The organism is Bacillus paranthracis, from assembly GCF_001883995.1.
Taxonomy (GTDB): domain Bacteria; phylum Bacillota; class Bacilli; order Bacillales; family Bacillaceae_G; genus Bacillus_A; species Bacillus_A paranthracis.
Map to the genome: position 1 here is coordinate 1 of NZ_MACE01000069.1, position 26,401 is coordinate 26,401.

The window sequence follows — 26,401 nt, forward strand, 5'->3', positions numbered from 1 at the left end:
CTAAAATAATGAAGAAAGTAATTCAAGTTTTAGGTATCACTCTAGGATTAGTAGCCGTTTTTGGTTTTACTTCAAACAACACAATACAAAATGCTGAACACGGAGAAACATTTGCACCCAAAGTAAAAGATAACTCTATCCATTACGTAATGAGAGAACATGGAGAAACGTTTTAATACCTAAAAAGAGCCATAGTATCATATATGGCTCTTTTTTATTACATTAAGTTGTACTCTTGTGTCTTTAAGTTCATTTATTCAGCTGAATTCATCAAGCTTTAATGTGTGGTTAGTCTCCCACCTAACTTTTTGCTGTAATTCAATTTTAAGCTAGGAGTCGCATCGTCCATAAATAGTAGGATAAACCATCATTTAAAAATAGTGTAATATTAATTTTTGAGACCTATAAATAATATTTAATTTTCTAGGATTTTAATTCCATATACATCTGGATATACACCATATGTATTCCATGTTTTTAAAATACACTTCTTTAAAGGTTCTATTTCAGCAACTTGCGTCCAATTAGGATAAGTTTTGTTTAATCCTCTAAGTGCGGATTTTAAAGAAAACCAACAATCACTTATTTGATAATTACTTATAAAACTATCTAATAGTTGTTCATTAATTAACTCTGTTTCTTTTGTAATACCATCCAGCTCACCTATAATAGTTGAAAACACCTTTAATAAATGGCTAGTCTTTAATTGAAGTTCTCCGAAAAAATTATATATATTTATCTCTCCATTTTGATACTTTTCAATATCTTTTTTTACTTCTTTTTGAGTATAACTTATTATATCTGCTAAAAAATTTGTATCTATAATAGTATTTGGATCTTTAGTAGTAACCGCCATTTTAGGAACTATATATTCGCTGAATATGTTCATTGCATGTGCATTTAATACACTATAAATAGTATCGGATTCCATATCTAATTCCGCTTGAAAATCAAACATTTTCGCCAAATCATTATTATCATGAACATGACATAATTCATGATGCAGAGTATTCAAAGATAACTTTTGAGCATATCCCTCTCCTAATAACAGTTGTAATAAAATTTCTTTACGAAGAAAAATTCTATCTTTCAGTTCTCCATTTACTTCTAGTTCAATTGTTTTTCCGAATGTAGTTCCCATAGCATTGTTTGTTACACCTCTTTCAGATATACCTTGTTCAATCTGAAATTCCAGTATAGCTTTATCAAAATCGTTAGGAAAATATATATAATCTAACCTAGATAAATCTAAACCTTTTGAGAGCCATTCGACAATTATTTCTACGTGTTCTTTCATTTTTTCTGTATATTCTTCTTCAATTTCATCAAGCTTATCTATAACTATCATCACTCCACCCCCTAATAAACATCATTTTTTCATTCCTCATATATTGTTGGATTATTGTTTTTGAACAAACATATACTACTGAATTAACTATTTGAACGTTTGGTTAAATTAACCTAGACCAAATAATTCAGGAACACTTATCTTTATTAAGTCTTTTAAAATAACAGAACGTCCAGCATGACGTGGATCTCCGTTCTCGGTAAAAGTGCTAATAGCATTCTTAATATCAAAAACATATAAATCATCTTTGTGTAATATTGAAAGTAAATCAACAATACGCAGAACTTCTTTATAATAAAGTAGGTGGGGAATGGTTTTAGCTTCTGGTATTCCCCAACCTACTACTATAAGCCTCTTACCCTTCGTTGCAATTGCCAACTTAGCTTCATTTACCTTTTGAACTCTATCCAGGACATTCGCTTCGTTTAAAGATCTAATTTCCTTTAAAGCCGAGGAAGTATTGCTTGCATAGACCGGTAAGACATTACAAATGCTAATATCTTTAATTTGATGTCCATCTATTTGATAGTCATAGAAAAAATCAATTAGCTTATTAACAGTATCATCTGAGTTATCTTTGTTGGCTCCAGAAGGATTCATTAATATAATCCCTACTGACGAGCCCTCTCTTCTGTTCAAAAATGGTATTGTTAAAGAATATCTGATATCTACATTTCCTATAAAAGCTTCCTTATCGATAGCAATTCTAGGTTGATTGACTTTTGTTAAGTCGTACATTATTACCACTTTTCCCACTCCTGCTTCGTTTAAATGATTATATTCATGCACTCATCAATCTTAATACTTAAATCATATTAGAATAATAACAATTTACTGTTCTTATTCCTATGAAATTTTTGGGAATTTCCTTATTAAAGAATTATTCAACAATCTGGACTGATTGTTGAATAAAAAAACCTGCATATCTACACAGGATTTTTAATCAAACTTTATTATAAATGATCGAACTTTGTTTTAATTGATCAATCTTTTATATAAAACTACACATTTCTAAGTAAACAAAATGAAAGCTATAACAATGAAATAGATACTTATCTAAATATCCTGTCACATATCGAAAAGAATTTTAATTCAATGTCATTAATTTCATTTATTAAACAACGCTATTTTAGACATAATCAGTCCTATAATGAACATACTCTCATACAGTTATAAACTACAGTTTGATGGAATTATTACAATTAACCTTCATACTAAATCAAGAATAGGAAACAAGTTTTAAAAAGCACAATCGAAACTTGTTCTCTATTCTTATGTTATCTTATTTCTGTTTCTACGCCATGATTGTATAGCTTGATAGTATCCTCTGTAAAATTCTGAATGACTGTTGCAAGTTCTTGTAATTTCTCCTGCGTTACCCCATTGATATACCAAACAAAATTACTATTGGATTCAGAATCAGTTGGTATGGAACCAATGGTTATTTTATATTCTGTAGTTTCTGTTACCGTTTCTTCATATGACTTCTTTACCTCATACTGATATTTTTCAAGACGAATAAACATATCTCGCCAGAATAAATCAGCAATTTCCATTTGATGATACTAGACTTTACGGAAATAATCAGGAATACTTCTTGTATGTTCTAACAAATACCCTTTTGTCTTTGTTGGGTGATGGATCATCGTATGAATCGCTTCCGTAATATAATGCGCTGTTGGATGATTACGAACCAAGATACGACGCGTTTCCTGACGCACTTGTAGAAGAACATCGTAATAAAAATACATCATGTCACGAGTCGTAGTAGCAAGCTCCCCTTTTTGAAATGGAACCATAGTACCGTTGTAAAATGTTAGTGATGCATCACCAAGGTTCCATGTATATGTTTGCAAATTATAATCCCCTTTCGTTTTTTTATATCTAGTATAACCTCCACACTCCCAAAAAGGATTTATTCAGTAATGAGAAACAATACTAATATCCCTTTTACACTTTCTAATCTAACCTTCAATTTATAAGGACTTGGAGAGACACTCTTAAATCTTGTTCAACTAAAGTACCCATTAGTTCAATAAGAAAAAATTATCTATTATTATTAAAGTGGCCCACCTTCAAAACCAATTGGCCATCCATCGTCTTTAAATTTTACTTTATACTGAAACTCAAAGTGACCATCATAAATAAAAGCTAAACTAAACCCAGAAAATATATAATCATCAAAATTAACCATCTTTCCAAAACATATTGTGGATAGATAGTAGTTCTTCATTTCTTGATTAGGGAAGAATTTCTGTAAATATTTTAATGCACAGCTTATATGTAGATGGAGTTCATCAAATGTTTTTTCTGCCATTTCGATAATCTCCACATCGGGATTTTCATTATTCCCCTGAATAATAATATCAACATCTTCCCATTCTCCGATATTAATACTATAAAACCACCGTTTTTGAATGAGATACTTCTCATTTTCGTATACAGGGGGATTAACTAGGTTTAATTTTTTTACCTCATCTTTAGTTAACGGTTTATCAAGAATAAGCTTATTATGCAAAATTTCTTTGATATTAGAGACAATATATTTAGATTTGTTTAATTCTAAAGAGTCCATTTTCCACCTCATAAATTATAAAATAAAGTAAATTCCCCCTTAAGTATATCATCATCCTTATTCAACTATCCTGCACCGTTAGTTCAATAAGAATTTAACAACTTTATTATCTCTTAACAATATTAATATTAAGATATAATCCAATCAAATTATACATATATTGGATAACTTATGTTAAAATACCATTGAACATTATAAAAATACTAATTATTCAAACATCAAAAAGGGGCATATAAATGGCATGATAAATCAAGCTGAATGGTTGTGGCAACGGATTATCGAAAGAGGTTCAAATTCTGAAAGTAACTTTAAAGAATCGTTAAATCTTCAGCCAGGTGCAAGTGCTGAAGATTTCCAACTTATTGAGGATACACTAGGACTTACACTACCTGAAGAAATGAAGAGCTTTTATAAAGTGTATAACGGACAAATTTGGGAACCAGGGGTGAATCCATTTGTAAGAAATTTGACCCTGTCTCCCATTTCTGAAATTATATCAAATTGGGAATTTTTACAGGAAGAATTCGATCCGGATGATGATTTAGAGCCAGATATTGAAAAAGAGCTTAAACCAGCTCTTTGGAATTCTAAGTGGATTCCAATTGCAGAAAATGGTGGCGGAGATTACCTTTGCATTGATACAGATCCATCTGAAGTTGGGTTAACAGGACAGGTTTTATACTATTACCATGACTGGGGAAAGCGTGCTATCGAGGCAAAGAATATTTTTGCCTTCATCGAAATTTGTTTAAAAGAAGAGAATTGTGAATAAATGTAGCTAAAGTAATGTGTACTTTAGCTACATAAGAAAGGACATTACATATTAAATATGTAATGTCCTTTAATTTATCTAAGCCTATTCAATTTAGGTCTTGATTATGAGAAATTCACACAATCTTTTAAGATACCATTCTGTCCTAGTAAACAATCCATTTTTACAGATGGTACTTGCTGCGAATGAAACCCTTAGGATATTAAACCTATTTCACTAAAAACTTTTCTAATTCTTCAGCTAAATGTCTAGCTCCATTAGGACTTAATGTAATTTTTCCATCTGCTAAAGTTATATTTCTCTCAGTTACCTCTCCAGTAATTTGGCAAGCATTATAAGGTGAATATCTTTTTAAAATTATATTTTCATTATCAACAAAAATTTCTAATGGTGATTTAATCCCTATGCCTAGCGTATCTCTGAGTTCTTTTGGTATTACAACTCTGCCTAACTCATCAACTTTTCGAACAATTCCAGTTGCTTTCATAATATTATTCCCCCTAATAAATTATCAACCATTTATATTTTAACACTTTTACATTATGGCTTAGATTGCTCCAATTGCTGTTTCATTTTCTTTTCATTTTCAGTTATAAGATTTATTAACTCCTTTTCCCTATTATTATAATAACTAGTTAGTGTTTCAAAACGAAGCTTAATAAGCTTTTCAAGACTGAGTTTTTTATGATTATCAATTATTTCTTTCTCACTTAAGTAAGAAATATTATTCTTTAAGTTATAATGCTCTTTATTAATTACATCATTAATCTCCATATGAGCCTTTTTAATATCCATATATAAATCTGCCCACTGCGTATTCAGACTGAAGTATTGATCAATCTTCCAATTTCCCCATTCTTTATATAGTTTTTCATACTCCTTATTAAGAGTTTGGTGTAATTCATCAGCACTACTTACTGTCGCGTAATTCCCTTTTCCTGCTTCTGCAGTATTCTTTAATTGCTGGTGTTCGCTATTTTTCACATCAAATCCAATGATATTTACAACTGCATGAGTACTAGATTGGTTGAGATTTTTGGCAGCATTAACTGGGTCTCCTCCACAAGTCTCTTCTCCATCACTCACAATATATACTACGTTTAGGTTTTCTTCTCCGGTATACTCTTTAAAATCATCATTTATAGACTCTATAGCGGATGCTAACGGCGTCCAACCCTTTGGACCAAATTTAGATAAAGCAGCATTGAATTGCTCCTTATTATAAGGCTGTAATGGATACATTACCTCGGAAGATCCACAGGATAAACTTTTATCATTTTCATTATTACTTCCTTTATGTCCATATACCCTTAACATTACATTGGCATTGTCCGGAATCTTATCAAGATAGTTGTAAATAGCTTTCTTAGCTGCTTCCATTTTAACTTCACCATTAACTTTACCAGCCATACTCCCGCTTGCATCAAGTAAGATCTCCACATTCAGGGATTTAGCTTTTGGTTTTATAGAATGTACATTGTCATTATTTTGTTCTTTAATCGCTAATTCAGGAATTATTCCCTCCAGTTTACTTACAGCATCTTTATAACTTTGCGCCTGTAAATTTAGTAATTGTACATATATTTGTTCTGCACTTAAATCTTTTGGTAATTTCATCAATTCCTGATTAAGTTCATTCATTTCTTCTGATGATAGTGCTCTTTCCTTTGCGTATTTACCTGGTCCTTCTTGAATCATTAACGGGGCATTAGTAGCAAATAACGACTCATATGTCTTGGTATCCTCTTTTTTAATTTCTTTCTTGCTGATTTCCTTTTCAACTACTTCACTTTTTGGTTCATTAGATTTAGAAGGCATAGTATCTGATTTTGAACACGCAGTAATAAATACACAGAACCCCAGTGTTATTCCAATTACATTAAATAATGATTTCCCCACTTTAAAACCTCATTTCTTCCTGCAATGAAAACAGATTCAATGTTTTACTGTTGATTAAAAATTGAAATTTGAATGGTTCTTTCCTTCTTTTCCACCTTTTCTTTAATTTCAGGCTTTTTAAACTCTAACTTATTAGCTGCTACGTTATATGACAACACAGCATCGAAAAGGTCCTCCCCCTTCTTAAATCCCTTAATCGTGTTTGTTTTTCCATCCTTCAATAGTTTTTTCACTTGTGCACTAGATATTTTCTTACCTAATATCTTCTCTTTAATCTGAAAATCACAACCTGTCGTACTATATGCAGTGCAGCCATAAAAACCTTTTTTTAGAACCACTTGACTCCCGCACTTTAAACACGAACCTAGTAACTTCTTCTCTTCCTCTTTCCTTTTAGATTCTTCAATTTTTTTAATTGAAGAATCTAAATTCCACGATTTAGAGATTTGTTCAATATCATTTAATAGCTTCACAACTAATTTTTCAGCCTTACCTATAAATTGCTTATAATCAATTCGGCCATCTGAGATTGCCTCTAAAACATTTTCCCATTTTGCCGTTAATTCAGGTGAACACACAATCATCTTGTCGCCAAGTGCATCCATTAACATCCGGCCTTTCTCTAATAAAAGTACCTTATTATTCTTATTAATTAAATATCCACGATCATATAATGTATGGATAATACCATCACGTGTAGCAACAGTACCTATTCCACTTGTTTTTTTAAGGATTTTTTGCATTTCTTTTTCTTCCATAAGTGAACCGCAATTTTCCATAAATTCAACTAGTGTTCCAGGTGTCAAATATGGTGGGGCTTTTGTCATTCCTTTACTAATTTCCGTATCAACAATTGTCCCTGTATCTCCTTCTTTTACATCCGGTAATTGGGCCACTTCTTCATTTTCCTCTTCTTGATCATCTTTCTCTTCAGATACTTGTTCTTTCTGATATAACATCTTCCAACCCAAACTCACTTCTTGTTTCCCTTTAGTTAAAAACGTTTCTGTTTCGTCTACAACTGTGATAATTGAAGTAAAATCATACAATGCATCTTCGTGATGCGCGGCAATTACTCGTTTCACCACCAAATCATATATTGCTTTTTCACCAGGATTTAATTTAGAAAAATCCTTAGGAACGTCTAATACTATAATTCCGTGATGATCTGAGACCTTCTTCTCATTTATATACCGCGAGGACAAATCAGTACTACGTATTGGAGCAGGTAAATATTTAGAGTATGACTCGGTATACTTTAACTTTTCTAAAACTGATGAAAGGATTGGTGCTTCAGCTGCCGTAATATACGGGTTATCTGCACGGGGATAAGACAACAAACCAGCTAAATACAAGTTTTCTGCATGATGAAGAGTTTCCTTAGGATCCATTTTAAATAATTTATTAGCAGTAGATTGAAGTCTGGTTAAATCAAAAAACTGTGGTGGCTTAAATGCCTTACGTTCCTTTTTCACTTCCTTTATAACAGCTGGTTCTTCAACTAATCGAATTGAAAGTTCCTCTATTTCTTCTTCACTATCAAAACGATTCTTGTCTTCTTTGAACCATCTTCCTGTATATTCTTTACCGTCCACTTCAAAAGTCCCAGTTAAAGTCCAAAAAGGTTCTGGTACATGTGCTTCTATTTGTTTAATACGATCGTAAACAAGACGTAACGTTGGAGATTGACACCTTCCAATCGAAAATACTTCCCTTTTCAAAGCACTTAAATCCCCATTTTCAGAATTTCTACTTACAAATTCTGATTGCATTCTTAGAGATACAGACCTTGATAAATTTATACCTACTAAGAAATCAGCTATTGCTCGCGCATAAGCACTATGATATAAATTCTCTTTGGATTTATAAGGAACTAATTCTTGCATTCCTTTTTTAATTGATGCTGGCGTTAGAGAAGAAATCCACAAGCATTTTGTTGGAAGGTTTCTATTTGTTACGTACTTTATTATTTCAGTAAATATTTTCATACCTTCTCTAGCTGAATCACAACAATTAATAAACATTGTAACTTTAGGATCATTAGCCAGGTTTTTTATTGTTCTAACATATTTTTCTCTTCCTTTAATTGGCTTATAAATATAATTTTTAGGCATTATAGGTAATCCAGACAAACTCCATGGAGTGTTAGTCTCCATTTTTTCTTCATCAAAAGTCAAAAGGTGCCCCATACAATAGGCTACATATGCACCATTAGGAAATTCATTGCAGGGCATTATCTCGTAATACAAATCATGCTTTTTATATTTTGGAAAAGCAGCTACAATTTTCTTTGCTACATCCGGTTTTTCTGCCAAACATAAATACACTCTTAACCCTCCTTATAAGCATAATAGGCTTTTACTATCCTGTTACTATTTCTATAAATACCGCAACTGATATCAGCTTATAGAAATAGTCTCCCTCATATGGATTATGAGATTTTCTATCCAGAAATCTAAGAAAATATAAAAAGAGATAAACCAATTGTTTTATTTAGTTTCAAGTAATTTGAATCAACCTTTTTCTTAACAGGAATAGGCATATAATGTTAAACATTATATAATAATAAAAGAAAAGGATAGAACAGACAGAATTATTCTGTCTATTCTATCCTTTTTTATCACAAAAAACTGCATTTACCACAATGTTTGTATTGACAGTCCACTTGTTATCAACTTAATACCCTTATTGATTCTTATAAGCCATTTAATGGCTTCATCAACCTTTTTACATCTACCTGAAGAAGATAATACTCTTAGTACACTATTTTCCTATTAATACTGAAATTAAATCATATCTTAATAATAATATATTTATTTTTCAAATAACTAAATGTCGTGATTTTTTGGTAAAATATCCTTAGAAGATATTTCCTAAAAATATATTAAATAAGGAATGAATATACATGATATCAACTACACAATCACATACTAAATGGTTTGTAGATGCAGGTACAACTATCTTAACATCAGAAGGTAAAAATATTGAAATTTTTGAATTTAAATATGAGCAAAATGATGAAACTTTATCTTCATGGGCAAAACATTTCCGTCAACATTATTGTTTAGATAGTGAAATTGATTATTTCAGGAAGGGTTATAAATTTACAAGAACTGAGTACTTAAACAGAATAAAATTTCCTGACCCTTCTCGTGCTCCAGGGCCAAGTATACGAGCTGGAGATTTCAGTGAGATATTAGTAGCTGATTACCTTGAGTTTATTCTAAATTACTGGGTACCTCGTACTCGATATGGTACAAAAACAATTAGTAATGAATCTACAAAAGGATGCGATACCCTGGCTTTTAAAATTATTAGTGATGGAGAGTATTCACCTGAAGATACTCTAGCAATTTTCGAAACCAAAGCACAATTCTCTGGTACAAAGGCGAATCCACGGTTGCAGGATGCCGTTGATGATTCAAAAAAAGATATAGCTAGAAAAGGTGAATCACTAAATGCAATTAAACAACAACTTTTTCTGAAAAGAGAACTTGAAGAATCTGAAAAGATAGATAGGTTCCAAAATCCTACAGATTATCCGTATAAAGAGATTTCAGGGGCTGTTGCTATGTTTTCTTCAAACCTACTGGATCTTTCAATGATTACAAATACATCTATTAATGAGCATCCAAATAAAGATAATCTAACATTATTAGTAATTCATGGTGAAGATATGATGCCCCTTGTCCATGAATTGTATAGGAGGGCGGCACATGAAGCCTGAGAAACATTCCAAACAATTATTAAGTGCTACTAGATCAAAAGCAAAAATGAATGAATACAATGTCAATGAAGAAGATCATATAAAACTCACTAAAGATCCATCAACTCTTTTTACATTGGCAATAGGCTTGCTAGGTGATTTGTCAGCCCATCTGAATTCCAAGGATCCAGACGAGCGACACCTAAAGGAATTGCGTGAAAACCTTAAATTTTCAGCGCATTTTTTTGATGCATATTTACAAACAAATCTTAAGGCAGATTTAGATGACTACGTTTTACTGCTAGGTTCAGCTTCCTATTATTTATGCGATTTACCAGGAAGTTCACTTGTTTTAGTAAATCGTATCGATATAGATAATCTAAACTTAGAATGTTCGAATTTAGATACTTTATTAGCAAGGATCCTCACTGGGAATTTCTATCCATGTTATGTGGAAGAAGGCGGAATATATACAAAAAATATATTAGATATTTCATTTTATCTAACTAAATTTTATGAGGATGGATGGTATGAGCAACATGTTTATAACCTCATTTCCACTCTCAGGGTTAATGCTTATGCATTTGGCACTCCAAGAGAATTACTTTTCGCTGATGTAATAGGTGCAGTAATAAAAAAAAGAATAGAAAACTCTAGTAGGAAATGTCTACCTATATATTCTGATATTAGCGTTGAAAATTGGGAAGATATTTTACAAAATAAAAATTTCATGCAAGAATTTTGGCCAGCTCAACACCTTTTGGGGAAAACTGGTGTTTTTAAAGGGGAATCCGCTGTAATTCAATTACCAACTAGTGCTGGGAAAACCAAAGCAACAGAAGTAATAATACGTAGCGCCTTTCTATCAAATAGAACTTCTTTAGCTGTAATTGTGGCTCCATTTAGAGCATTATGTCATGAAATTAGTATCAGTCTAAGTAAATCATTCCAAAATGAGTCTATTAATATTGATGAAGTATCAGATGTGCTTCAAATGGATTTTGAACTTAAATCAATACTTAGGGATGATTTAATCTTAGTTGTTACTCCAGAAAAACTTATTTATATGCTTCGCCAATGTCCAGAATTGGCAACGGAAATTGGATTATTAATATATGATGAAGGACATCAATTTGATAGTAATACACGAGGGATCAATTATGAATTACTCCTTACAGCTTTAAAAGGGATGGTTCCTGAAGGTGTACAAAAAGTATTAATATCCGCTGTAATCAATAATGCAGAAGTGGTTGGTTCTTGGCTTAATGGCCCTGAAAATAAAGTTGTTTCAGGAGTTAATCTTTCTCCTACATATCGAACTGTAGCACTTACAAGTTGGTTGGATCGTCTTGGAAAGCTTCAATTTCTGAATGAAGAAAATCCCGATGAAATAGATTTTTATGTACCCAGAATAATTGAGCAACAAAAACTGCAATTGAAAGGAAGAGAAACAACCGAACGCTTCTTTCCTATTAAAAACGATAGCAGCACCGTTTCTTTATTTTTAGGTTTAAAGCTAATTTCAAATGGAAGTGTAGCAATATTTTGTGGAAAGAAAGATAATGTATCCAGTCTTTGTGACAAGGTAGTGGAGGCGTATGAACGAGGATTAGCTTTAAAAACTCCATTTGAATTATCAGAAAAAAATGAAATAAGGAAACTGCACTGGCTATATCATGGACATCTGGGTTCACAAGCTTCTGTCACAAAAAGTGCAAAACTAGGGATTTTAACACATCATGGAAATATACCTTCTGGTATACGTCTTGCTGTTGAACACTCAATTAAAGAAGGTTTATCAAAATTCGTCATATGTACATCCACATTAGCACAAGGTGTTAATCTACCAATTAGGTATCTTATTGTAACGAGTATTTATCAAGGATCTGAAAAAATAAAAGTTCGTGATTTTCATAATTTGATTGGTCGCGTCGGTCGTTCTGGTATGCATACAGAAGGTAGTGTTATTTTCGCAGACCCTAGTATCTACGATAAACGTAACAGCCAAAATAACAAATGGCGTTGGCGACAAGTAAAAAACTTATTAGATCCTAATAACTCAGAACCAGTTGAAAGCTCATTGTTAAAGATATTTGATCCCTTATGTAGCGACGATAGGAAGACTACATATAATATTAATTACATAAGACTATTTGAAATTTATTTAGAAGATCCTGATAAAATATTTAATGTATTGGAAAAAATAGCTAAAGCATTTGCCGACGATGGATTTTCATTTGATGGACTAATTCAACAAGTTAAATCAAAAATAAATGCACTCTCATCTATTGAAAGTTATTTGATGGCCAATTGGGAAAATTCAACTAATGAAACAGAAGATATATGGATAAGTTCACTCGCTAAAGAAACTTTGGCTCATTCACTAGCTGAAGAACAAGTGAAAGAACAAATTATTATCTTATTCCAATTGCTAGCTAAAAATATTTCAAAAAAAATCCCACAAAACTCAAAAAAGAAACTGTTTGGGAAAATGCTATACGGAGTAGAAACTGCTATAAAAATTGAAGAATGGTCTAAAATGCATTTAGAAGAACTTGAGAAGTGTGAAAGCTATGAGGAGCTTTTGAATGTTTTATGGCCACTTTTAGCATCGAATATTAAAAATAATATTTTTAACAAATGCGAAAAACCTGAAATTTTAAGAGAAGTTGCTTTAGCATGGATTTATGGATTGCCCTACTTTAAACTACTAGATATTCTTAAAGAAAATGATATTAGGATAAAAACAAAAAAACAGCGTAGAAAATATAGAATAGATCATATTGTAGAACTCTGTGACAATGCATTTTCATATGAAGGCATGCTTCTAATTGGAGCAGTAGCGGAAATAGTTGAATCTTTAATTGCTGATCGAAATTTATATTTAGTTGACAATCTCAAGAAATTACAAAAACGTATAAAATATGGTGTACCTACCCCTTTAAGTATACTATTTTACGAATTGGGTTTTGCTGATCGGATCATTTCTTTAGATTTGAGCACAATTTTAATAGATCAACCTCCACCAGCAAATAAGAGAATGTTAAAATCGTTAATTCAAAGTTACGAAAAGGATTTTCGCAACAAACTAGTAAACTACCCTTCATATTATACCTCTGTTTTAGATAATATCTTGATGGGTAGCGACAATAGAATCATCTAAAGAATTGAATGCAATATACACAATTACTGTAATTTCATTATTATCAAAATACAGTCGTTTAAATTTTGGATGAACTATTGCATCTACACCATGCTCAAGTTCTAGCTAGATTAAATTTGCCTCACTATAGTTTTTATACGAGAAAAATTTTAAAATAGACACAAGCAATATTTTTGCTCGTGTCTATTTTTTTGTACACATTTACCACAACATTTGTATTAGCCCTTATAAGATTTTTTATGACTTCATCGACCTTTTTGTCTAAAAGAAACAAAATCACCCCTTCTAAAAGAACTAACGTTCTTTAAAGCGGAACAAAAAATGGTATAGTATTAAACAATATATTCGAATACGATAAAAGTAAAGGGGGTTCACCTATGGGATTATTCGATAAGTTTTTCGAGAAAAAAAAGAAAAATAAACAAGAAAAAATGAGAAAGCTAATTGACAAAACAATAGAAGACGAACCGAAAGAAAGTGAAAAAAAATATAGGATGTTAAAAACTTTATTGGATAGTAATACTTTATTCTAGTTATATCTGGATGCTCAGCAAAGTATGAGGTTGCATCATCTTCAATTGCAGCAATACTCCTTCTGCGACGCGCACTCTCTTCATTCCTTACACCGTTATAAAGCAAAACATCAAATTCGTCATTTTCTATATCCATAGGAATTTCATTTAAAATTTCTTTCAATTTATTCTGCATTGGCAGAAGTTTTAAATGGCTCGTGCACCATCTATTTCTTACATTTCCTAACGGAATAGAAGTACCGCGACCTAATAATTCATAAAAAAATCTACTTTTCATTGGTGGTTTCACCATATGAACCAAAAACGGCATTTTCCCCTTATTATGAAATTCACCTGCCGCATATCTCTTAATTTGTTCTAAGCATCTATATTGATAAGCAGTCATTTCTGGTGTCTCAACACCCGTATCAGCACAAATTATATGAACCTGTGAATACGTTCCTCTGGTTTCATATTCTCTAATGTTTCACATAATAATTGCATTACAAGTGATGAATCTTTCCCTCCACTCATTGCAACCATGTGAGTCTTATATTTTAAATATACTTCTTTCATTCTTTGCTTTATTATTTCAATTTCATCTAAAGAGTTTCTATTCATTTTTTCTTACCCAATATTACAATAAAAAACACAAAGGGATCTCTCCCTTGTGCTTATTGCAACAAAGGGTTATCCCCCTTTCATTTATGGTATTTACTGCATACGTAGTTTTTAATGAAGCAGCTGCTTAAAATAAAGTTAACTGTCCTAATTCATCATTATTCAAGCTCATCTCTCTAGTAATTTTTTCTTCTTGTTCTGAAGGTTCTTCTGTACATGATTGTGATAAGACGTTTTGTTCATTACACTCTGTATGATTTCGCTTATAACATGCGCAATACAATGGTACTTCAGGATCCACTTGTTCTAAATAGCAATCTCCTTTTCCCAATGAACAAGTTTTCCAGTGTCCACATGCCCCAAACCCTTTCTTAGAGTAACCTAGAGCAGTATATAAAGCGTCTGATTTCATATGTGGGTTTCTTTTCAACTGTTCTATCCACATAGATTCTCCTCCTTATAAAGCAACCATATATACGTTTTTTTGCAACTTAATGAACATTTCTTGCAGAACAAGATTTAACGAAACATTCGCTTGTCTTCTTATATAACCTTTTTCTAAAAGTTCTATTGCATCAGCAATTCCTTTTACACCTAGTTTTTCAGCATGTAACTCTAAAGTATCGATTTGACTTTGAAAAGATACAAAATCTTTCTTGTTTGTTAAAGCATATAGCACATCTTTAAACCATATATTTATAAATTTAAATAGAATGGGCTCTTTTTCTTTTGTATCTATTAATTTTAATAACTTTATTATTTCTATAAAGACTGTAGGTTCCATCAAATTTTTCATTAAACTAACTATTTGTAAATGGAGTTCTATAAACCACTGCCCTTTTGCTAGTGACATAGCTTTATCTATATTATTTGTCATACGAGTTAAAAGCTTTACTATATCCTGAGAAAGATTAGCTGCTGATAATTCTTCTTCGTATTCTCCCATAGGTGTATCTAGAAAGTTTAAAATTTGGCATCTAGATTGAATCGTACCGAGAACCTTTTGTATATTTTCAGTAACAAGAATAGCCGTTGTATTTCCATCTGGTTCTTCTAAAAATTTTAATAAACTATTAGCAGCACTAGTTGTTAGCATCTCGACTCGATCAATAAGATAAATCTTTCTTGAGAGTTCAGTAGATGTGTATGAGATTTCTTTGTGTAACTGCTGAATTTGCTCCTTTTTAATACTCCCACCCTCTTCTGGTGAAATAATAACTACGTCAGGATGAATGTTGTTATTTATGCGATTACAATTTCGGCAATCATTACATGGTATTCTCTCTGAATTTTCTAAGCAAAATAGGCTTTTAATAAATAATAAAGCTGTCTCTTTTTTTAAAGTACCTGCTTCCCCGTTAAATAGATACGCATGATTAACCTTATTATTTACTAATCCATTTTTCAGTATTGTCCCTACGATATGTTGCTTTTGCATAACTTCGCCCCAAGATATAATCCGCGTCATCATTACCACTCCTTAAATTTTATTAACACAAAAAGACCTTCCGAAGAAATAAGTGCTATTGTAAGAGACTTACAATAATTCTTATAACCCGAAAGGTCTTGTGTATTATTTTAAACAAAATAAAAGTATTATTTAATCTATATTAACTCGAACTCACGAAACATTCAAACATTTCCCTGTTACTATAATGGGTTAATATATAGTAGATAAGAGTCTTTCAATCTTATCCATAACATTATTTTGTATCATTATTAATATAATTTAAAATTGTTTTGATACCTTTTACTAAATCCTCCCCGTCTATTCCAACGTCTGATTCTTTAACATTTATTCCAATTACTTTTAGGTTTTGCTTCGAAAAGGTTAGCGCATCACTATATGAAATATTAGGAAGGATAATAAAATGTTCTCCACCCGTTTTAGATATAATTTTTTCGTACAAGTCTTTAAAATAAACATCTTGAAAAGAAAAACCTAAGAAGATAAATGATTTATTGCTCATAAACGTAGAGATTATTCTCATAAAATCCTCATTCTTATACAGCCCATCATAACTTTCCTTTGTAACAATCATAGTTTTAGGTTTATGAATCATCCCGTGTAAATGCACTATGGATTGTTTTTTCTCGCCTAAAAATTTCTGCATATTTTCAATATCATCCCACATAAGAGGGGGATGGAAACTACCCCTAATCGTCGAAAAAATATTATCATAATTTGTTGTTAAATAAAAATCAGAATTCAAATCTAAAACATCTTGATAATTATGATTTTCTCTTTCTATTTTCATGTTAATTTTTTCATTAAATATATCAACAATTTGTTCTTGAATTAATTCGTCCTTGCTTAAGAACGAAGACTTTTTTAAATAACTAAGCGCTTCGAAATAATCTCCTTCATCTAGCTTATCATTATAATACCCCTCATATCCTTTTTTCAGATATCTTGAAAATCCATTTAACATGCCTTTCCAATTAGGTAAATTAAAAGGAACTGACAATCCCGAACCCATAAATGGTATTAAATTCTCTTTTCTTTTCTTTAATTGCTCTAGATTAAGAGAATAATCCTCTATAAGATAATGATCTAACATTTCTTTTTCTCTCCTTAAATTTAACTCCTCTAATAGTATCAAAGTTTTCGTCTTATTTATTTGAAACATATGTTTAATTTCATGATTACCATTTACAACACTAATATTGTTTCCACAATGTACACATGTGGTCATCATTACATTTGTATTTTCAGTTTTATCATATCTTAAACATGTGTAATTAAAATACTCTCGTGTTAAACCTAATTCCTTCATTGCTAAAATAATTTCACTAAAATTCGGAAAAGACGAATCGCTACTAAACTTGATAAAACGAAATTTTTTTAGAAAAGAATTAATATTTTCTATGGCCTCTGATTCACTCATCGCCTTCTTCGTAATCACGGCACTGACTAAGCTCTCCAATAACATGCTGAAATAATTCCTTCCCAATATGGTTTTTGTTAATAAAAGTCACCTTGAAATTCTCTTTCATAGATACTACAGATGTTTGAATGACTTCTGTGCTATCTGTTAAATGATTTATATCTGTAAACCAAGATAGTGCCCATTTTGGTAATTCCAGAGCTTCCTGGAAGTCAGTATATAAACTATGAAACATAACAGATGTAGCTACCGGTTCACTTGCTCCTGATGTTCCAGTTGCTCCCTTTAAAGAATTACTAGATTGAAATGCCACTCTAGTAGGATAACCAACTAACTTACTACTCTTTGCGATATATATTAAATTATCATCTTCGGTCATTACATCTAAATATGTTGCCAATAATAAAGATTTAAAACGTTTTACTAAATTATCTTGTTTTACAATTGGGGCAATTGCTTTCCCAAATAGTTCTTCAGTTAACGTACTTACCATAGTTTTAAGCGTGTCCGAATTTTTCAATTCAATTTCTTCTCTTAAATCATACAACATAGTATTATCAAGTTTTTCACACATTTCAAACATTGCTCTTCTATCTTTTTTAACTTTAATAAACTTTTGAATTTGTAAGTGATTTTCAAAAAGTTTTAAAAATTTTTTATACGCTTGAACTACTGTTTTTTGTATTCCCTCATCTATTTCTCCATTCTCATCTTCATTTACTATATTGGGAATGTTTTTTAAAGCTGCTACAAGTGTTTTTTTTGTATAATTAATTTCTATTGCACATACAAGATATTTTATAACTGTTCTATCAGCGTCTGTTTTTGTTGGAACAACATGTGTAATTAGAAATCTGGATTTATCTACATAACCATTTGCAGTACTATAATCGAAACCAGCTAAAAATGTATTTTTTTCTGTAGTGTTTACTAAATCCATTATGTAAAAGCCATCTTCCTTCATTAACCTTTTAACATCTGGTGGTAAAGTATTTCTAGAATTCATATCATCAATTAAGCGTTTGACTGCTTGTTTGAAAATGTCCTCAGTAACGGGTTCATTTTTTATTTTATTTATGAATACATTGGTTAATCGTCCATAAAAAATTGATTCAAAAAATTCTCTTTCTAAAATTTCTGCCTCGCTAGCTTTTTCTGTTAGAAAGCGCTTATAATACTCTCCAAAACCCTCTCCATCCTGTTCCTCAAAACCTGTCTTCTCTTTTATAACTTTCTTTATCTCAATTGGTTCTATATACTCTAAAAAACGATTACCTTGAAAGATATACATGCTATTAGTTTCTGCATTTATATTAATTGGTTGTGACATCAGGATTCACCCTCTTTTTCAAAATCAATATAAATGCATTATAACAATAATATTATTACTTTTGGAGATAATAATATACAAATTTCACCACCTACAAGGTCTTTAATTAATTCTTAAAAATATATATTGTTGATTTTTTAAATAATGTTTGATTAGAAGTCTCTTATAAACACGTATTTTATAACATCTTAAAAGGATTCATTTTGAATAAAGTTTAATCAAAATGAATCCTTTTAAGATGAACTTACCGTTTTTCAACTTAACACTTTATTATATATTAAACTCTCTCTTATTTTATATCTTTGTATCCTTCAACCCAAATGCGTCCCCTCACCATCGAACATTCTAGCTAAATCTCAAACTTCCATCAAATTTTTATCTAATTCTCATTAGCATATCTTTTTAATGCACTTTCAAATGCTGAAATCCCCTTACTATTTACAAAGCGAATAGGAGTGTTATAACGAGCTGCGGCCGGAATAATTAATTCATGATATATATGACTCAATAATTCTGTTAGATAAAAGACTACATCAGCTTTTTTAACTGTACTATCTATCTTACGATGCTGATCTTCTGCTACAAATATAATTTCTGCATTGTATTTTTCAACGCACTCTCTATAGTATCTTTCTTTATTCCCACCAATTACAGCCACTTTCTTTCCTGACAAATCATTCTTATGCACATTTCCTTCCGGCTCTTCTTCTTTCTGCAATTGAATGATTTCTAGAGCCATTTGTTCAATCGTTTTATTTAAATACTCTATTTCTTTTTTATGTTGTTCTGACTTGATTTCCTCCTCAGTTGCCAAATCAGTCATCAATTCATTTACTGACCTCTCCGTTTGTTTAACAACTCTTGAGGCCTTAGCATCTGATGAGATTTTTTGTTTTTTCAAATGTTCATTTTCCATTTTGTATTTATTTAACATCTTCTCTTGTTTGTTAAACTTTTTTTCATACTCGTTTAACTTACTTTGAAGTTTATTCCACTCCTCTTTAAACGAAATCTCTTCGGCCTTTTCTTGACTAGGATATCTCTCCTGATGAAATATTGCTAATTCTGCAAGAATGTTAATGTATCTAAATGGAGCAGCTTCTAAATACAAATCATGCATATCATCTGTTCCTTTAGTTTTCATATAAGCAGTGATAAAAATTGTGAAATGCATTCCGTACTTCTCAATTACTTCTTGTACATCTTTAATTTTTTTCTGTTGATTATCTGTTTGATCATACGCTGCTTGTAATTGAGCTATCTCAATTTCACCAGCGACTTTCAAGTTCTTTTGAAGTCTTTCTTTCATTTGTGGTTTACTATATTCTTTTAACAAGCGATCGATTTTCCCTCGTTTACCTTGTTTCTTTTCCTTTGCAGTTAAGAAAATTTTACAGTCATTGAAAAAACGAGTAACTATTTTCTTGTGTTTTGGTGAATCACTTTCTATTAATGAAATAATAATGTACAAATCAACAACATCAGGTAATGAGTCCGTAGATTCTAACCAATACTGAGTAACAGCATCTTTCACTTTTGTAAATAATTCATCAGATATCTTATCTTGACCTATAGAATCTCCTTCCTCAAAACACTCACTATAATGTTTAAATAAATCTATTGATTCTTTTCCATCCTTTTTTGTAATCGAAACTAATTCACCCATTTTTAATCCCCTCCACAATAGAATTTTCTGACAACTCCTCTAAATAGTAATATGTGGAATTATGAGTGTCAAATCGATTCATAAACTTTTTAATCTTCCTTTTTGCTAAATCAAGAGTTATAATATTCTTATATTTTTTTACTTTTTGTTTTTTCTTCTTTAAATTAAAAGCAGCCCTTTGGGTTGAGTTAACACATGAAAATGTGAACAGTAACTCTACTCATTTGGCTGCTTTTTTGCGTTTAAAAGGATTGCCATTTAATAAAATTTATATTTATGGGAGGAATATTAATGAGTAATTATATTGCACTATACCGTGCGTATAGACCAAATAACTTTAATGATTTAGTGGGGCAAGATCATATTAAAACGACAATCATGAATGCGATTAAACTAGAAAAAGTAGCTCATGCCTACCTACTATCTGGACCACGAGGTACTGGTAAAACAACTGTTGCCAAAATAATTGGAAAAGGCGTTAACTGCTTAGCTCCATTAAGTAATGGTGAGCCTTGTCAAAAGTGCGCCAACTGTAGTGATATCAATAATAATAAATTCGCGGACATTCTAGAATTTGATGCTGCAAGTAATAATGGAGTAGAAGAAATACGGCAGATACGAGACCAGGTACATTTAGCACCGGTTACAGGAAAATATAAAGTGTACATCATCGATGAAGTGCATATGCTTTCAAATTCTGCATTTAATGCCCTATTAAAGACATTAGAAGAGCCACCAGCACATGTTATTTTCATACTGGCTACAACAGATCCACAAAAAGTTCCTAAAACTATCATTTCTAGATGCCAACAATTTGAATTTCGAAATATACCACTTCAAGCAATGATTGACAGGTTAAAATTCATCTCCCATGATCAAGGGATTCGGATTACAGATGAAGCATTGCATTTAATATCCCAATTAGCTGAAGGTGGTTTAAGAAATGCTCTTAGCATAATGGACCAAGTAATTGCATACGCAACAAATAATGTAACAATAGAGCATGTTGCAACAGTCGTTGGTAAGGTAGCAATTCAGGATATTGAAAAACTAATACATTATATAACTGAGAAAGATTTAAACAGCACTTTGGATTCCTTGCAAACTATCCTAGAGAGAAAACAAGCGGATTTCTTTTTAAGCGATTTAATCGGTTACTATAGAGACCTCATGATATTTAATCTATCTCAAAAAACTGACATGTTTAAAGTGGCCATTTATAATAATGCCTTTATAAACCTTGCTGAGCGAATACCATTATCCAAGATTCCAAATATTCTTGAAGAGCTTACTACGGTACAGTATAAAATAAAAAATTCTGTATATGCAGCAACGCTAATCGAAATTGCATTAGTTAAGATACTTCAACTGGAGCAGGAAATATCAACGATCCAACCGAATATCAAAAATAATGAAAATGAAGATTCCAGTGAGCTTAATCAAACATTGTTACAAAGTTTACTTGATACCATCGCAGCATTCAATCAGCGTTTAGACGAATTAGAAAAACAAAAAGAAGAACCAACTGCTAATCAAAGACGCAGAAACATTCAAATTTATCGCGATCCTAAAGCTAAGGAAACTGCAAAAGATATTGTTTTACCTGAAATCACTTGGGAAACAAGCAAATTGTTAGAAACTTTCCTCCCTAACTGTATTGCTCATATAAAGAAAGATAATCCCCTTATTGCAAATAGTTTAGGAGAAATAGTTCATGCTACTGGATCAAAGCACCATATTATATTCGTAATGGAACATCCCCAACAAGTTGAAACTTTATATAATCCATTAAATGATTCCATAGTTACTAAAACCATTTCACAATTACTTAGACGTCAAATTAAAATGATTTACTTAGAAAAAAGTGAGTGGGAAGAGATAAATACTAATAAGGAAGTGTAGAAATGAATCGTATCAAAGTACCGTTTGGAAGAAAAAAGAAACCTAAACTCCCAGTTGAAGATATTTCCGCCTTATCTTCTATGGAATTTGATCATCTATTGTATGTACTTAACGAACTTGCAAATAGATATAAGTATTATAATACTACCCCATATGACATTAGAAAGTTTCTTCAATTAATTGCATTTCATCTAGCAAATAAATTAACAAAGCAGCATACATTCTCTAATATCGAATTAGGTATCCTAAACGTTATACTTGAAAACAGGCTCCTACCATTTGAGGAAAGTAATAAATTAGGTGATTTTGTATTATTAGAGAAAATTGATAAGCAAAATAATTCAAATGAATTTATTACCCAATTAATAGAAAATGACTTTCAATTAGTTGAGAACATTGCATATGTAAGGATAAATAACAACACTCAATGTAATTAAATACTTCATTATGGAAGAAAATGTTGGTTTGAAATAAAGTTTAATCAAAAAAACTCCACAAACCCATATTATATGGTAAATAAGAAGACTCCATTTTGAAAAAAGATTAATCAAAATGGAGTCTTTTGTTAGAAATCCGAATCTAGTTTTTATAAAAAAGATTAATCAAAACTCATAGACATATCTATTACAACAATATACTTATACCTAACCTATTCTTCAAACCAAAACAGAACTTCAATAGGTGCTTTCAAAACCTTCGCAATATCATAAGTGAGTTTGAATGAAGGATTATATTTTCCATTTTCGAGATTGCCAATTGTTTCCCTTCGGACACCAACCTCATTGGCTAGATCTTCTTGAGACATACTTAGCTTTACCCTATATTCTTTCATTCGAGTTTTAAGTGGCATCTTGCATCCCTTTCTTTTCTCTACGTTCAAATATTTCTAAATTAATTACAAAAGTTCCTAATGGTATTACAACTGCAAGTACAACGCATAATCTGATTACATGTACATTTGCAAAAATAACGATACTTAAGATTAGTAAAACACCCATTACTAATGCCACGAAAAATGCCTTTGTGGCAGCAATGCGAACATGTAGAATAAAAAGTTCATCTGGTATAACTTTTGCATATAAAAAGAAGGGGAAGAAAGCGAAAAAGTAATATGTAAATGATGTTTCACCTAAAAATGAATGAGGACCTAAAAGTCCTAGAAATCCAATAAACCCCAAGTAAGCCAGTTTGTTTTTCATGTGAATTCTCCTTTGCGATGTATTTCGCACTAATTGTTATAAATATATCACATCAACTTGGAAATAAAAAGGATTGAAAACGGTACGACTTTTTTATAAGCAGTTAATCTTTTTTCAAAACGGTTAAACCTTATTGCAAACCTACACAAAAATCAAAAAAGACCAACCCCTTAATAAATAAGGGGTTGGTCTTTTGGGAATTCTCTATAATCTCTTAATATATTCCTTTAAAATATATCAATTACTCATAATATTTATCATATTCCACTGCATATTTAGTTTTTAATTGTTCTATTAACTTCTCATTAAATGAAATTATATCAAGTACATCCTGATTTATATATAATAAATAATTGTCATTATAAAATGAGATATATGCTGATGGATGCCCTTGTGATACATTTTGACAGTATTTATAGACATCTTGATAATTTAAATTTTTTATAGATGCAAAAATTGTTGAACTTGTAAAATTATCGTTTTTTATTAATGTTTCTTTCCAATTTCTAATTTTAGTAAATTTACCTAAACCTGTTTTTTCATGAATTCTTTTACCATTTATAATATATCCACAGATAAAGGAAGAATTTATTTTTTCGTTTTGATTGAATAAATTATCCAAGATATTTTTTAATAATCGAGTGTTATTATTCACAAATAAATCCATATCGAATCTAATTCTATGATTCGAAGTTACTTGAAAAAAGGGAGTTTCTTCAGTATTTGTAAAATCTACTTTGAATTTTTTAAATTTATCCATAATTAGTTATTAAGCTCCGATTCTTCTTAATTCTAAATCATAAGTTCCAGATCTAGTTTTCTTATTTGCAAGAGCTTTTACTGTATCAGCACCTTTAAAAGCTCCACCAATGTGGCCATCTTTGTCTCTAGTTATATATTTAGGTTTTCCTTTTTTGTTATAATATACTCTTGCACCATGAGAGTAAAATTTTGTTTCTGCGTATCCTAATCTGCTTGCAACTGCTTTAGCAAGAGGTTCAGAGTTTTTCATTAGAGTTCTAATAGCAGTTGGTCCATATTTTTTTATAGCTGCTTTTAGACCGCTTTTAACTATGAATGCAACAAGAACGGGAACCAAAGGAAGAGCAGATGCAGTTATTTCTTGTGTATCAATAGAATATTGCTCACCAGTTTCTTGATCCACAAAAATGGCTTTTAAATCTTCACCTTCTACATCAGTCACAAGAATTGAAAAATTCTTCTCTATTTCATTTCCATTATCATCATTTAGTATTGCTTTAGCACTCATTTCACTTGTTTCAATATTATATTCCAATGTACTTTCCATTTGTACTTGATCAGTATCTAATATTGATTCAAAAGTGTCTACATTATCAACAACATTTTCAGTTATTTCAATTTGTTCGGATGATTCTATTCCTAAATCTTCCTTTACATCAACTTTAACTTCGGTATCTATTTTACTAGTTTCAGTGTTTTCGGTAACATTTACAATTTCTTTTAATGCAGAATCATTTTCTTGCGCTGCATATACAAACCCTGTAGGAACATATGTAATGAAAAGCGCTGTAATTATACTGAAGATAAAATATTTTTTCATTAAATTCTCCACCTTATTCTTTTATTTGTACTAATCCCATCCCAAATTTTTCTTTCGCACCTAATTTTATTGCTCCAAAGCGTAGATCCTTTTCTATGTCTTTACTCCCATTTTGAAGCAATATAGAAACTATCCCTGTTGTATAAGCTGTTGCATAAGAAGTCCCGCTTTGCATTTCAACCTCTCCATGTATGTTTAATACAGGTACATCTACGCCTGGTGCCACAAAATCAACCTTGCCTTGGCCGGCATAAGCATATAATTTCATATCCTTATCAATAGCAGAAATAGATAATACTTCAGGGTATTTAGCAGGGTAATCAGTAGATAAGCCAATGGTATTTCCTGTAGCAGCAATAATTATTATCCCTTTATTTGATGCATTTCTTATCGCTTCCCTTAGCTTAGGGTCATCTTTAGAAAAGCCAAAACTTAAATTGATAATATCAACACCTTGTTCAACACTCCAGTTTATCCCTGATATTATATCCGCTATTTTTCCACTACCCTTTTCATTTAAAACTTGAACATCATACAATTCAACAGCAGGATTAATTCCCACCACATTATTTCTACTTTTTGTAGAAGCAATGATACTTGCAATCATAGTTCCATGATCTAATATAGCCTCTGTCTCAAAAGTATTATTAAGCGCATTATAACTTTTCTTTACCTGGCCTTTAAGTCCCTTTATGTCCTGATTAATCCCACTATCTAAAACAGCTACTTTCACAGTTTTAGAACCTGCAATTTTGATTACACGTTCAGGAAATAACGTACAAACTGCCCAATTTTTCTGGCAACTTCCCTCTGAGATAACATACTTATTAGATACTTTTTTAGTACATCCAAACATGACAAATAACACTAAAGCGCATACAAATAATAATATTTTCTTTATAAACACCACTCCTTTTTAACGATTCCTTCAAAAAACGTCCCCTTGTAATGACGAGGATTAATCAACACAAACTTAAAGTTCATATGACCCTTTAAATATTAAAGTCAATTGAATGTAATAAAAAGACTGTTTTTTACCAATATTTTCTGATATATTCAATGAGAACAGATACCAATATTTAACTTAGTTTAATATTTATATAATGCGATAAATATATTTTTATAAAGATAAAATTACTTACTAACAGAAGCAATACGTAAAGTATAAATCAACATAAAAAAGCAATAATTTCCTGTCACGAAAATATGATAGGAAATTATTGCTTTTATTTAAAATG

General features: G+C 31.1%; 25 protein-coding genes and 1 pseudogene. 6 read left to right on the forward strand and 20 right to left on the reverse strand.

The genetic code is table 11. The features are described from left to right. Positions 1 to 415: 415 nt before the first annotated feature. Both BAQ46_RS23990 and BAQ46_RS23995 read right to left on the reverse strand, forming a co-directional pair. Positions 416 to 1,348: a hypothetical protein gene (locus BAQ46_RS23990; protein WP_000635310.1), complete on the reverse strand. Its 933-nt coding sequence runs from the start codon at positions 1,346 to 1,348 to the stop codon at positions 416 to 418. Between the two features lie 108 nt (positions 1,349 to 1,456). Continuing rightward, entirely contained in the window at positions 1,457 to 2,086 is a 630-nt protein-coding gene (locus BAQ46_RS23995; RefSeq protein WP_071742966.1) for a DUF1643 domain-containing protein, read from the reverse strand. A gap of 264 nt (positions 2,087 to 2,350) precedes the next feature. Here BAQ46_RS23995 and BAQ46_RS31610 point away from each other — a divergent pair. Continuing rightward, positions 2,351 to 2,524, forward strand: a pseudogene (locus tag BAQ46_RS31610) (GNAT family N-acetyltransferase); the annotation flags it as partial. 101 nt (positions 2,525 to 2,625) lie between these two features. Here BAQ46_RS31610 and BAQ46_RS31195 read toward each other — a convergent pair. The 3 genes from BAQ46_RS31195 to BAQ46_RS24005 all read right to left on the reverse strand — a co-directional run bounded on the left by BAQ46_RS31195 (position 2,626) and on the right by BAQ46_RS24005 (position 3,923). After that, positions 2,626 to 2,904 (reverse strand): hypothetical protein, encoded by a 279-nt coding sequence (locus BAQ46_RS31195; RefSeq protein WP_000401453.1) that lies wholly within the window; start codon positions 2,902 to 2,904, stop codon positions 2,626 to 2,628. A 9-nt stretch (positions 2,905 to 2,913) separates the two neighbouring features. Continuing rightward, positions 2,914 to 3,204: a hypothetical protein gene (locus tag BAQ46_RS31200; RefSeq protein ID WP_001195496.1), complete on the reverse strand. Its 291-nt coding sequence runs from the start codon at positions 3,202 to 3,204 to the stop codon at positions 2,914 to 2,916. Between the two features lie 203 nt (positions 3,205 to 3,407). Beyond that, positions 3,408 to 3,923: a hypothetical protein gene (locus tag BAQ46_RS24005; protein WP_013142330.1), complete on the reverse strand. Its 516-nt coding sequence runs from the start codon at positions 3,921 to 3,923 to the stop codon at positions 3,408 to 3,410. A gap of 241 nt (positions 3,924 to 4,164) precedes the next feature. On the opposite strand from BAQ46_RS24005, the gene BAQ46_RS24010 reads away from it, so the two are divergent. Then, complete coding sequence (locus tag BAQ46_RS24010) at positions 4,165 to 4,695, forward strand: SMI1/KNR4 family protein (protein WP_000609756.1); 531 nt, start codon at positions 4,165 to 4,167, stop codon at positions 4,693 to 4,695. 208 nt (positions 4,696 to 4,903) lie between these two features. On the opposite strand, the gene BAQ46_RS24015 is transcribed toward BAQ46_RS24010, so the two are convergent. From BAQ46_RS24015 to BAQ46_RS24025, 3 genes are read right to left on the reverse strand one after another with little or no spacing between them, the layout of a single operon-like run. Further along, the gene (locus BAQ46_RS24015) at positions 4,904 to 5,182 is read right to left on the reverse strand and encodes an AbrB/MazE/SpoVT family DNA-binding domain-containing protein (protein ID WP_046947106.1); all 279 of its coding nucleotides are present in this window, start codon (positions 5,180 to 5,182) and stop codon (positions 4,904 to 4,906) included. A 53-nt stretch (positions 5,183 to 5,235) separates the two neighbouring features. Then, positions 5,236 to 6,594: a VWA domain-containing protein gene (locus BAQ46_RS24020; RefSeq protein WP_071742941.1), complete on the reverse strand. Its 1,359-nt coding sequence runs from the start codon at positions 6,592 to 6,594 to the stop codon at positions 5,236 to 5,238. Between the two features lie 44 nt (positions 6,595 to 6,638). Continuing rightward, positions 6,639 to 8,909 (reverse strand): type IA DNA topoisomerase, encoded by a 2,271-nt coding sequence (locus BAQ46_RS24025; RefSeq protein ID WP_071742967.1) that lies wholly within the window; start codon positions 8,907 to 8,909, stop codon positions 6,639 to 6,641. Positions 8,910 to 9,499: 590 nt separating this feature from the next. Here BAQ46_RS24025 and BAQ46_RS24030 point away from each other — a divergent pair. Together BAQ46_RS24030 and BAQ46_RS24035 are read left to right on the forward strand one after the other, a co-directional pair. Next, on the forward strand, positions 9,500 to 10,321 hold the full coding sequence (locus BAQ46_RS24030; protein ID WP_071742943.1) for a Hachiman antiphage defense system protein HamA: 822 nt from the start codon (positions 9,500 to 9,502) through the stop codon (positions 10,319 to 10,321). Further along, entirely contained in the window at positions 10,311 to 13,463 is a 3,153-nt protein-coding gene (locus BAQ46_RS24035; RefSeq protein ID WP_071742945.1) for a DEAD/DEAH box helicase, read from the forward strand. Before BAQ46_RS24030 ends, BAQ46_RS24035 begins: the two co-directional genes overlap by 11 nt. 375 nt (positions 13,464 to 13,838) lie before the next feature. Here BAQ46_RS24035 and BAQ46_RS24040 read toward each other — a convergent pair whose 3' ends face one another. The 7 genes from BAQ46_RS24040 to BAQ46_RS24065 form a co-directional block, all read right to left on the reverse strand. Continuing rightward, complete coding sequence (locus tag BAQ46_RS24040) at positions 13,839 to 14,381, reverse strand: adenine nucleotide alpha hydrolase family protein (protein WP_239534392.1); 543 nt, start codon at positions 14,379 to 14,381, stop codon at positions 13,839 to 13,841. A gap of 32 nt (positions 14,382 to 14,413) precedes the next feature. After that, positions 14,414 to 14,551, reverse strand: coding sequence for a hypothetical protein (locus BAQ46_RS31205; RefSeq protein WP_249024565.1), 138 nt, complete (start codon positions 14,549 to 14,551; stop codon positions 14,414 to 14,416). Positions 14,552 to 14,723: 172 nt separating this feature from the next. Further along, a complete protein-coding gene (locus BAQ46_RS24045) occupies positions 14,724 to 15,041 on the reverse strand; it encodes a hypothetical protein (protein WP_071742947.1) in 318 nt (105 codons plus the stop codon). Between the two features lie 12 nt (positions 15,042 to 15,053). Further along, positions 15,054 to 16,064, reverse strand: coding sequence for a DNA polymerase III subunit delta' (locus tag BAQ46_RS24050; RefSeq protein ID WP_239534390.1), 1,011 nt, complete (start codon positions 16,062 to 16,064; stop codon positions 15,054 to 15,056). Between the two features lie 235 nt (positions 16,065 to 16,299). Further along, positions 16,300 to 17,484: an SIR2 family protein gene (locus BAQ46_RS24055; RefSeq protein ID WP_071742950.1), complete on the reverse strand. Its 1,185-nt coding sequence runs from the start codon at positions 17,482 to 17,484 to the stop codon at positions 16,300 to 16,302. Further along, positions 17,477 to 18,814 carry a hypothetical protein gene (locus BAQ46_RS24060; RefSeq protein WP_071742952.1) on the reverse strand — a complete coding sequence of 446 codons (1,338 nt, stop codon included), beginning with the start codon at positions 18,812 to 18,814 and terminating at the stop codon, positions 17,477 to 17,479. Before BAQ46_RS24060 ends, BAQ46_RS24055 begins: the two co-directional genes overlap by 8 nt. A 379-nt stretch (positions 18,815 to 19,193) precedes the next feature. Continuing rightward, positions 19,194 to 20,480, reverse strand: coding sequence for a DUF2325 domain-containing protein (locus BAQ46_RS24065; protein ID WP_071742954.1), 1,287 nt, complete (start codon positions 20,478 to 20,480; stop codon positions 19,194 to 19,196). 291 nt (positions 20,481 to 20,771) lie between these two features. Between BAQ46_RS24065 and dnaX the strand changes: the two genes are divergently transcribed. Next, positions 20,772 to 22,382: a DNA polymerase III subunit gamma/tau gene (dnaX, locus tag BAQ46_RS24070; RefSeq protein WP_170933251.1), complete on the forward strand. Its 1,611-nt coding sequence runs from the start codon at positions 20,772 to 20,774 to the stop codon at positions 22,380 to 22,382. A gap of 2 nt (positions 22,383 to 22,384) precedes the next feature. Further along, complete coding sequence (locus BAQ46_RS24075) at positions 22,385 to 22,819, forward strand: hypothetical protein (protein WP_001079848.1); 435 nt, start codon at positions 22,385 to 22,387, stop codon at positions 22,817 to 22,819. A 212-nt stretch (positions 22,820 to 23,031) separates the two neighbouring features. Here BAQ46_RS24075 and BAQ46_RS24080 read toward each other — a convergent pair whose 3' ends face one another. The 5 genes from BAQ46_RS24080 to BAQ46_RS24100 form a co-directional block, all read right to left on the reverse strand. Continuing rightward, entirely contained in the window at positions 23,032 to 23,232 is a 201-nt protein-coding gene (locus tag BAQ46_RS24080) for a helix-turn-helix transcriptional regulator (RefSeq protein ID WP_001128818.1), read from the reverse strand. Continuing rightward, the gene (locus BAQ46_RS24085; RefSeq protein WP_071742956.1) at positions 23,222 to 23,581 is read right to left on the reverse strand and encodes a DUF3796 domain-containing protein; all 360 of its coding nucleotides are present in this window, start codon (positions 23,579 to 23,581) and stop codon (positions 23,222 to 23,224) included. The genes BAQ46_RS24080 and BAQ46_RS24085 overlap by 11 nt, the downstream gene beginning before the upstream one ends. A gap of 241 nt (positions 23,582 to 23,822) precedes the next feature. Then, positions 23,823 to 24,341, reverse strand: coding sequence for a hypothetical protein (locus BAQ46_RS24090; RefSeq protein ID WP_000357144.1), 519 nt, complete (start codon positions 24,339 to 24,341; stop codon positions 23,823 to 23,825). A gap of 9 nt (positions 24,342 to 24,350) precedes the next feature. Next, entirely contained in the window at positions 24,351 to 25,163 is an 813-nt protein-coding gene (locus BAQ46_RS24095; RefSeq protein ID WP_000759759.1) for an SAR2788 family putative toxin, read from the reverse strand. Positions 25,164 to 25,176: 13 nt separating this feature from the next. Then, on the reverse strand, positions 25,177 to 26,073 hold the full coding sequence (locus BAQ46_RS24100) for a S8 family serine peptidase (RefSeq protein WP_000231293.1): 897 nt from the start codon (positions 26,071 to 26,073) through the stop codon (positions 25,177 to 25,179). Positions 26,074 to 26,401 lie beyond the last annotated feature (328 nt).

What these genes read in the sequence shown, in the direction of transcription:
- BAQ46_RS23990 (WP_000635310.1), bottom strand. Translation starts at nt 1,348, where the DNA reads ATGATAGTTATAGATAAGCTTGATGAAATTGAAGAAGAATATACAGAA.
- BAQ46_RS23995 (WP_071742966.1), bottom strand. Translation starts at nt 2,086, where the DNA reads ATGTACGACTTAACAAAAGTCAATCAACCTAGAATTGCTATCGATAAG.
- BAQ46_RS31195 (WP_000401453.1), bottom strand. Translation starts at nt 2,904, where the DNA reads ATGGAAATTGCTGATTTATTCTGGCGAGATATGTTTATTCGTCTTGAA.
- BAQ46_RS24005 (WP_013142330.1), bottom strand. Translation starts at nt 3,923, where the DNA reads ATGGACTCTTTAGAATTAAACAAATCTAAATATATTGTCTCTAATATC.
- BAQ46_RS24010 (WP_000609756.1), top strand. Translation starts at nt 4,165, where the DNA reads ATGATAAATCAAGCTGAATGGTTGTGGCAACGGATTATCGAAAGAGGT.
- BAQ46_RS24015 (WP_046947106.1), bottom strand. Translation starts at nt 5,182, where the DNA reads ATGAAAGCAACTGGAATTGTTCGAAAAGTTGATGAGTTAGGCAGAGTT.
- BAQ46_RS24030 (WP_071742943.1), top strand. Translation starts at nt 9,500, where the DNA reads ATGATATCAACTACACAATCACATACTAAATGGTTTGTAGATGCAGGT.
- BAQ46_RS24035 (WP_071742945.1), top strand. Translation starts at nt 10,311, where the DNA reads ATGAAGCCTGAGAAACATTCCAAACAATTATTAAGTGCTACTAGATCA.
- BAQ46_RS24040 (WP_239534392.1), bottom strand. Translation starts at nt 14,381, where the DNA reads ATGACTGCTTATCAATATAGATGCTTAGAACAAATTAAGAGATATGCG.
- BAQ46_RS31205 (WP_249024565.1), bottom strand. Translation starts at nt 14,551, where the DNA reads ATGAAAGAAGTATATTTAAAATATAAGACTCACATGGTTGCAATGAGT.
- BAQ46_RS24045 (WP_071742947.1), bottom strand. Translation starts at nt 15,041, where the DNA reads ATGTGGATAGAACAGTTGAAAAGAAACCCACATATGAAATCAGACGCT.
- BAQ46_RS24050 (WP_239534390.1), bottom strand. Translation starts at nt 16,064, where the DNA reads ATGACGCGGATTATATCTTGGGGCGAAGTTATGCAAAAGCAACATATC.
- BAQ46_RS24055 (WP_071742950.1), bottom strand. Translation starts at nt 17,484, where the DNA reads ATGAGTGAATCAGAGGCCATAGAAAATATTAATTCTTTTCTAAAAAAA.
- BAQ46_RS24060 (WP_071742952.1), bottom strand. Translation starts at nt 18,814, where the DNA reads ATGTCACAACCAATTAATATAAATGCAGAAACTAATAGCATGTATATC.
- BAQ46_RS24065 (WP_071742954.1), bottom strand. Translation starts at nt 20,480, where the DNA reads ATGGGTGAATTAGTTTCGATTACAAAAAAGGATGGAAAAGAATCAATA.
- dnaX (WP_170933251.1), top strand. Translation starts at nt 20,772, where the DNA reads ATGAGTAATTATATTGCACTATACCGTGCGTATAGACCAAATAACTTT.
- BAQ46_RS24075 (WP_001079848.1), top strand. Translation starts at nt 22,385, where the DNA reads ATGAATCGTATCAAAGTACCGTTTGGAAGAAAAAAGAAACCTAAACTC.
- BAQ46_RS24080 (WP_001128818.1), bottom strand. Translation starts at nt 23,232, where the DNA reads ATGCCACTTAAAACTCGAATGAAAGAATATAGGGTAAAGCTAAGTATG.
- BAQ46_RS24085 (WP_071742956.1), bottom strand. Translation starts at nt 23,581, where the DNA reads ATGAAAAACAAACTGGCTTACTTGGGGTTTATTGGATTTCTAGGACTT.
- BAQ46_RS24090 (WP_000357144.1), bottom strand. Translation starts at nt 24,341, where the DNA reads ATGGATAAATTTAAAAAATTCAAAGTAGATTTTACAAATACTGAAGAA.
- BAQ46_RS24095 (WP_000759759.1), bottom strand. Translation starts at nt 25,163, where the DNA reads ATGAAAAAATATTTTATCTTCAGTATAATTACAGCGCTTTTCATTACA.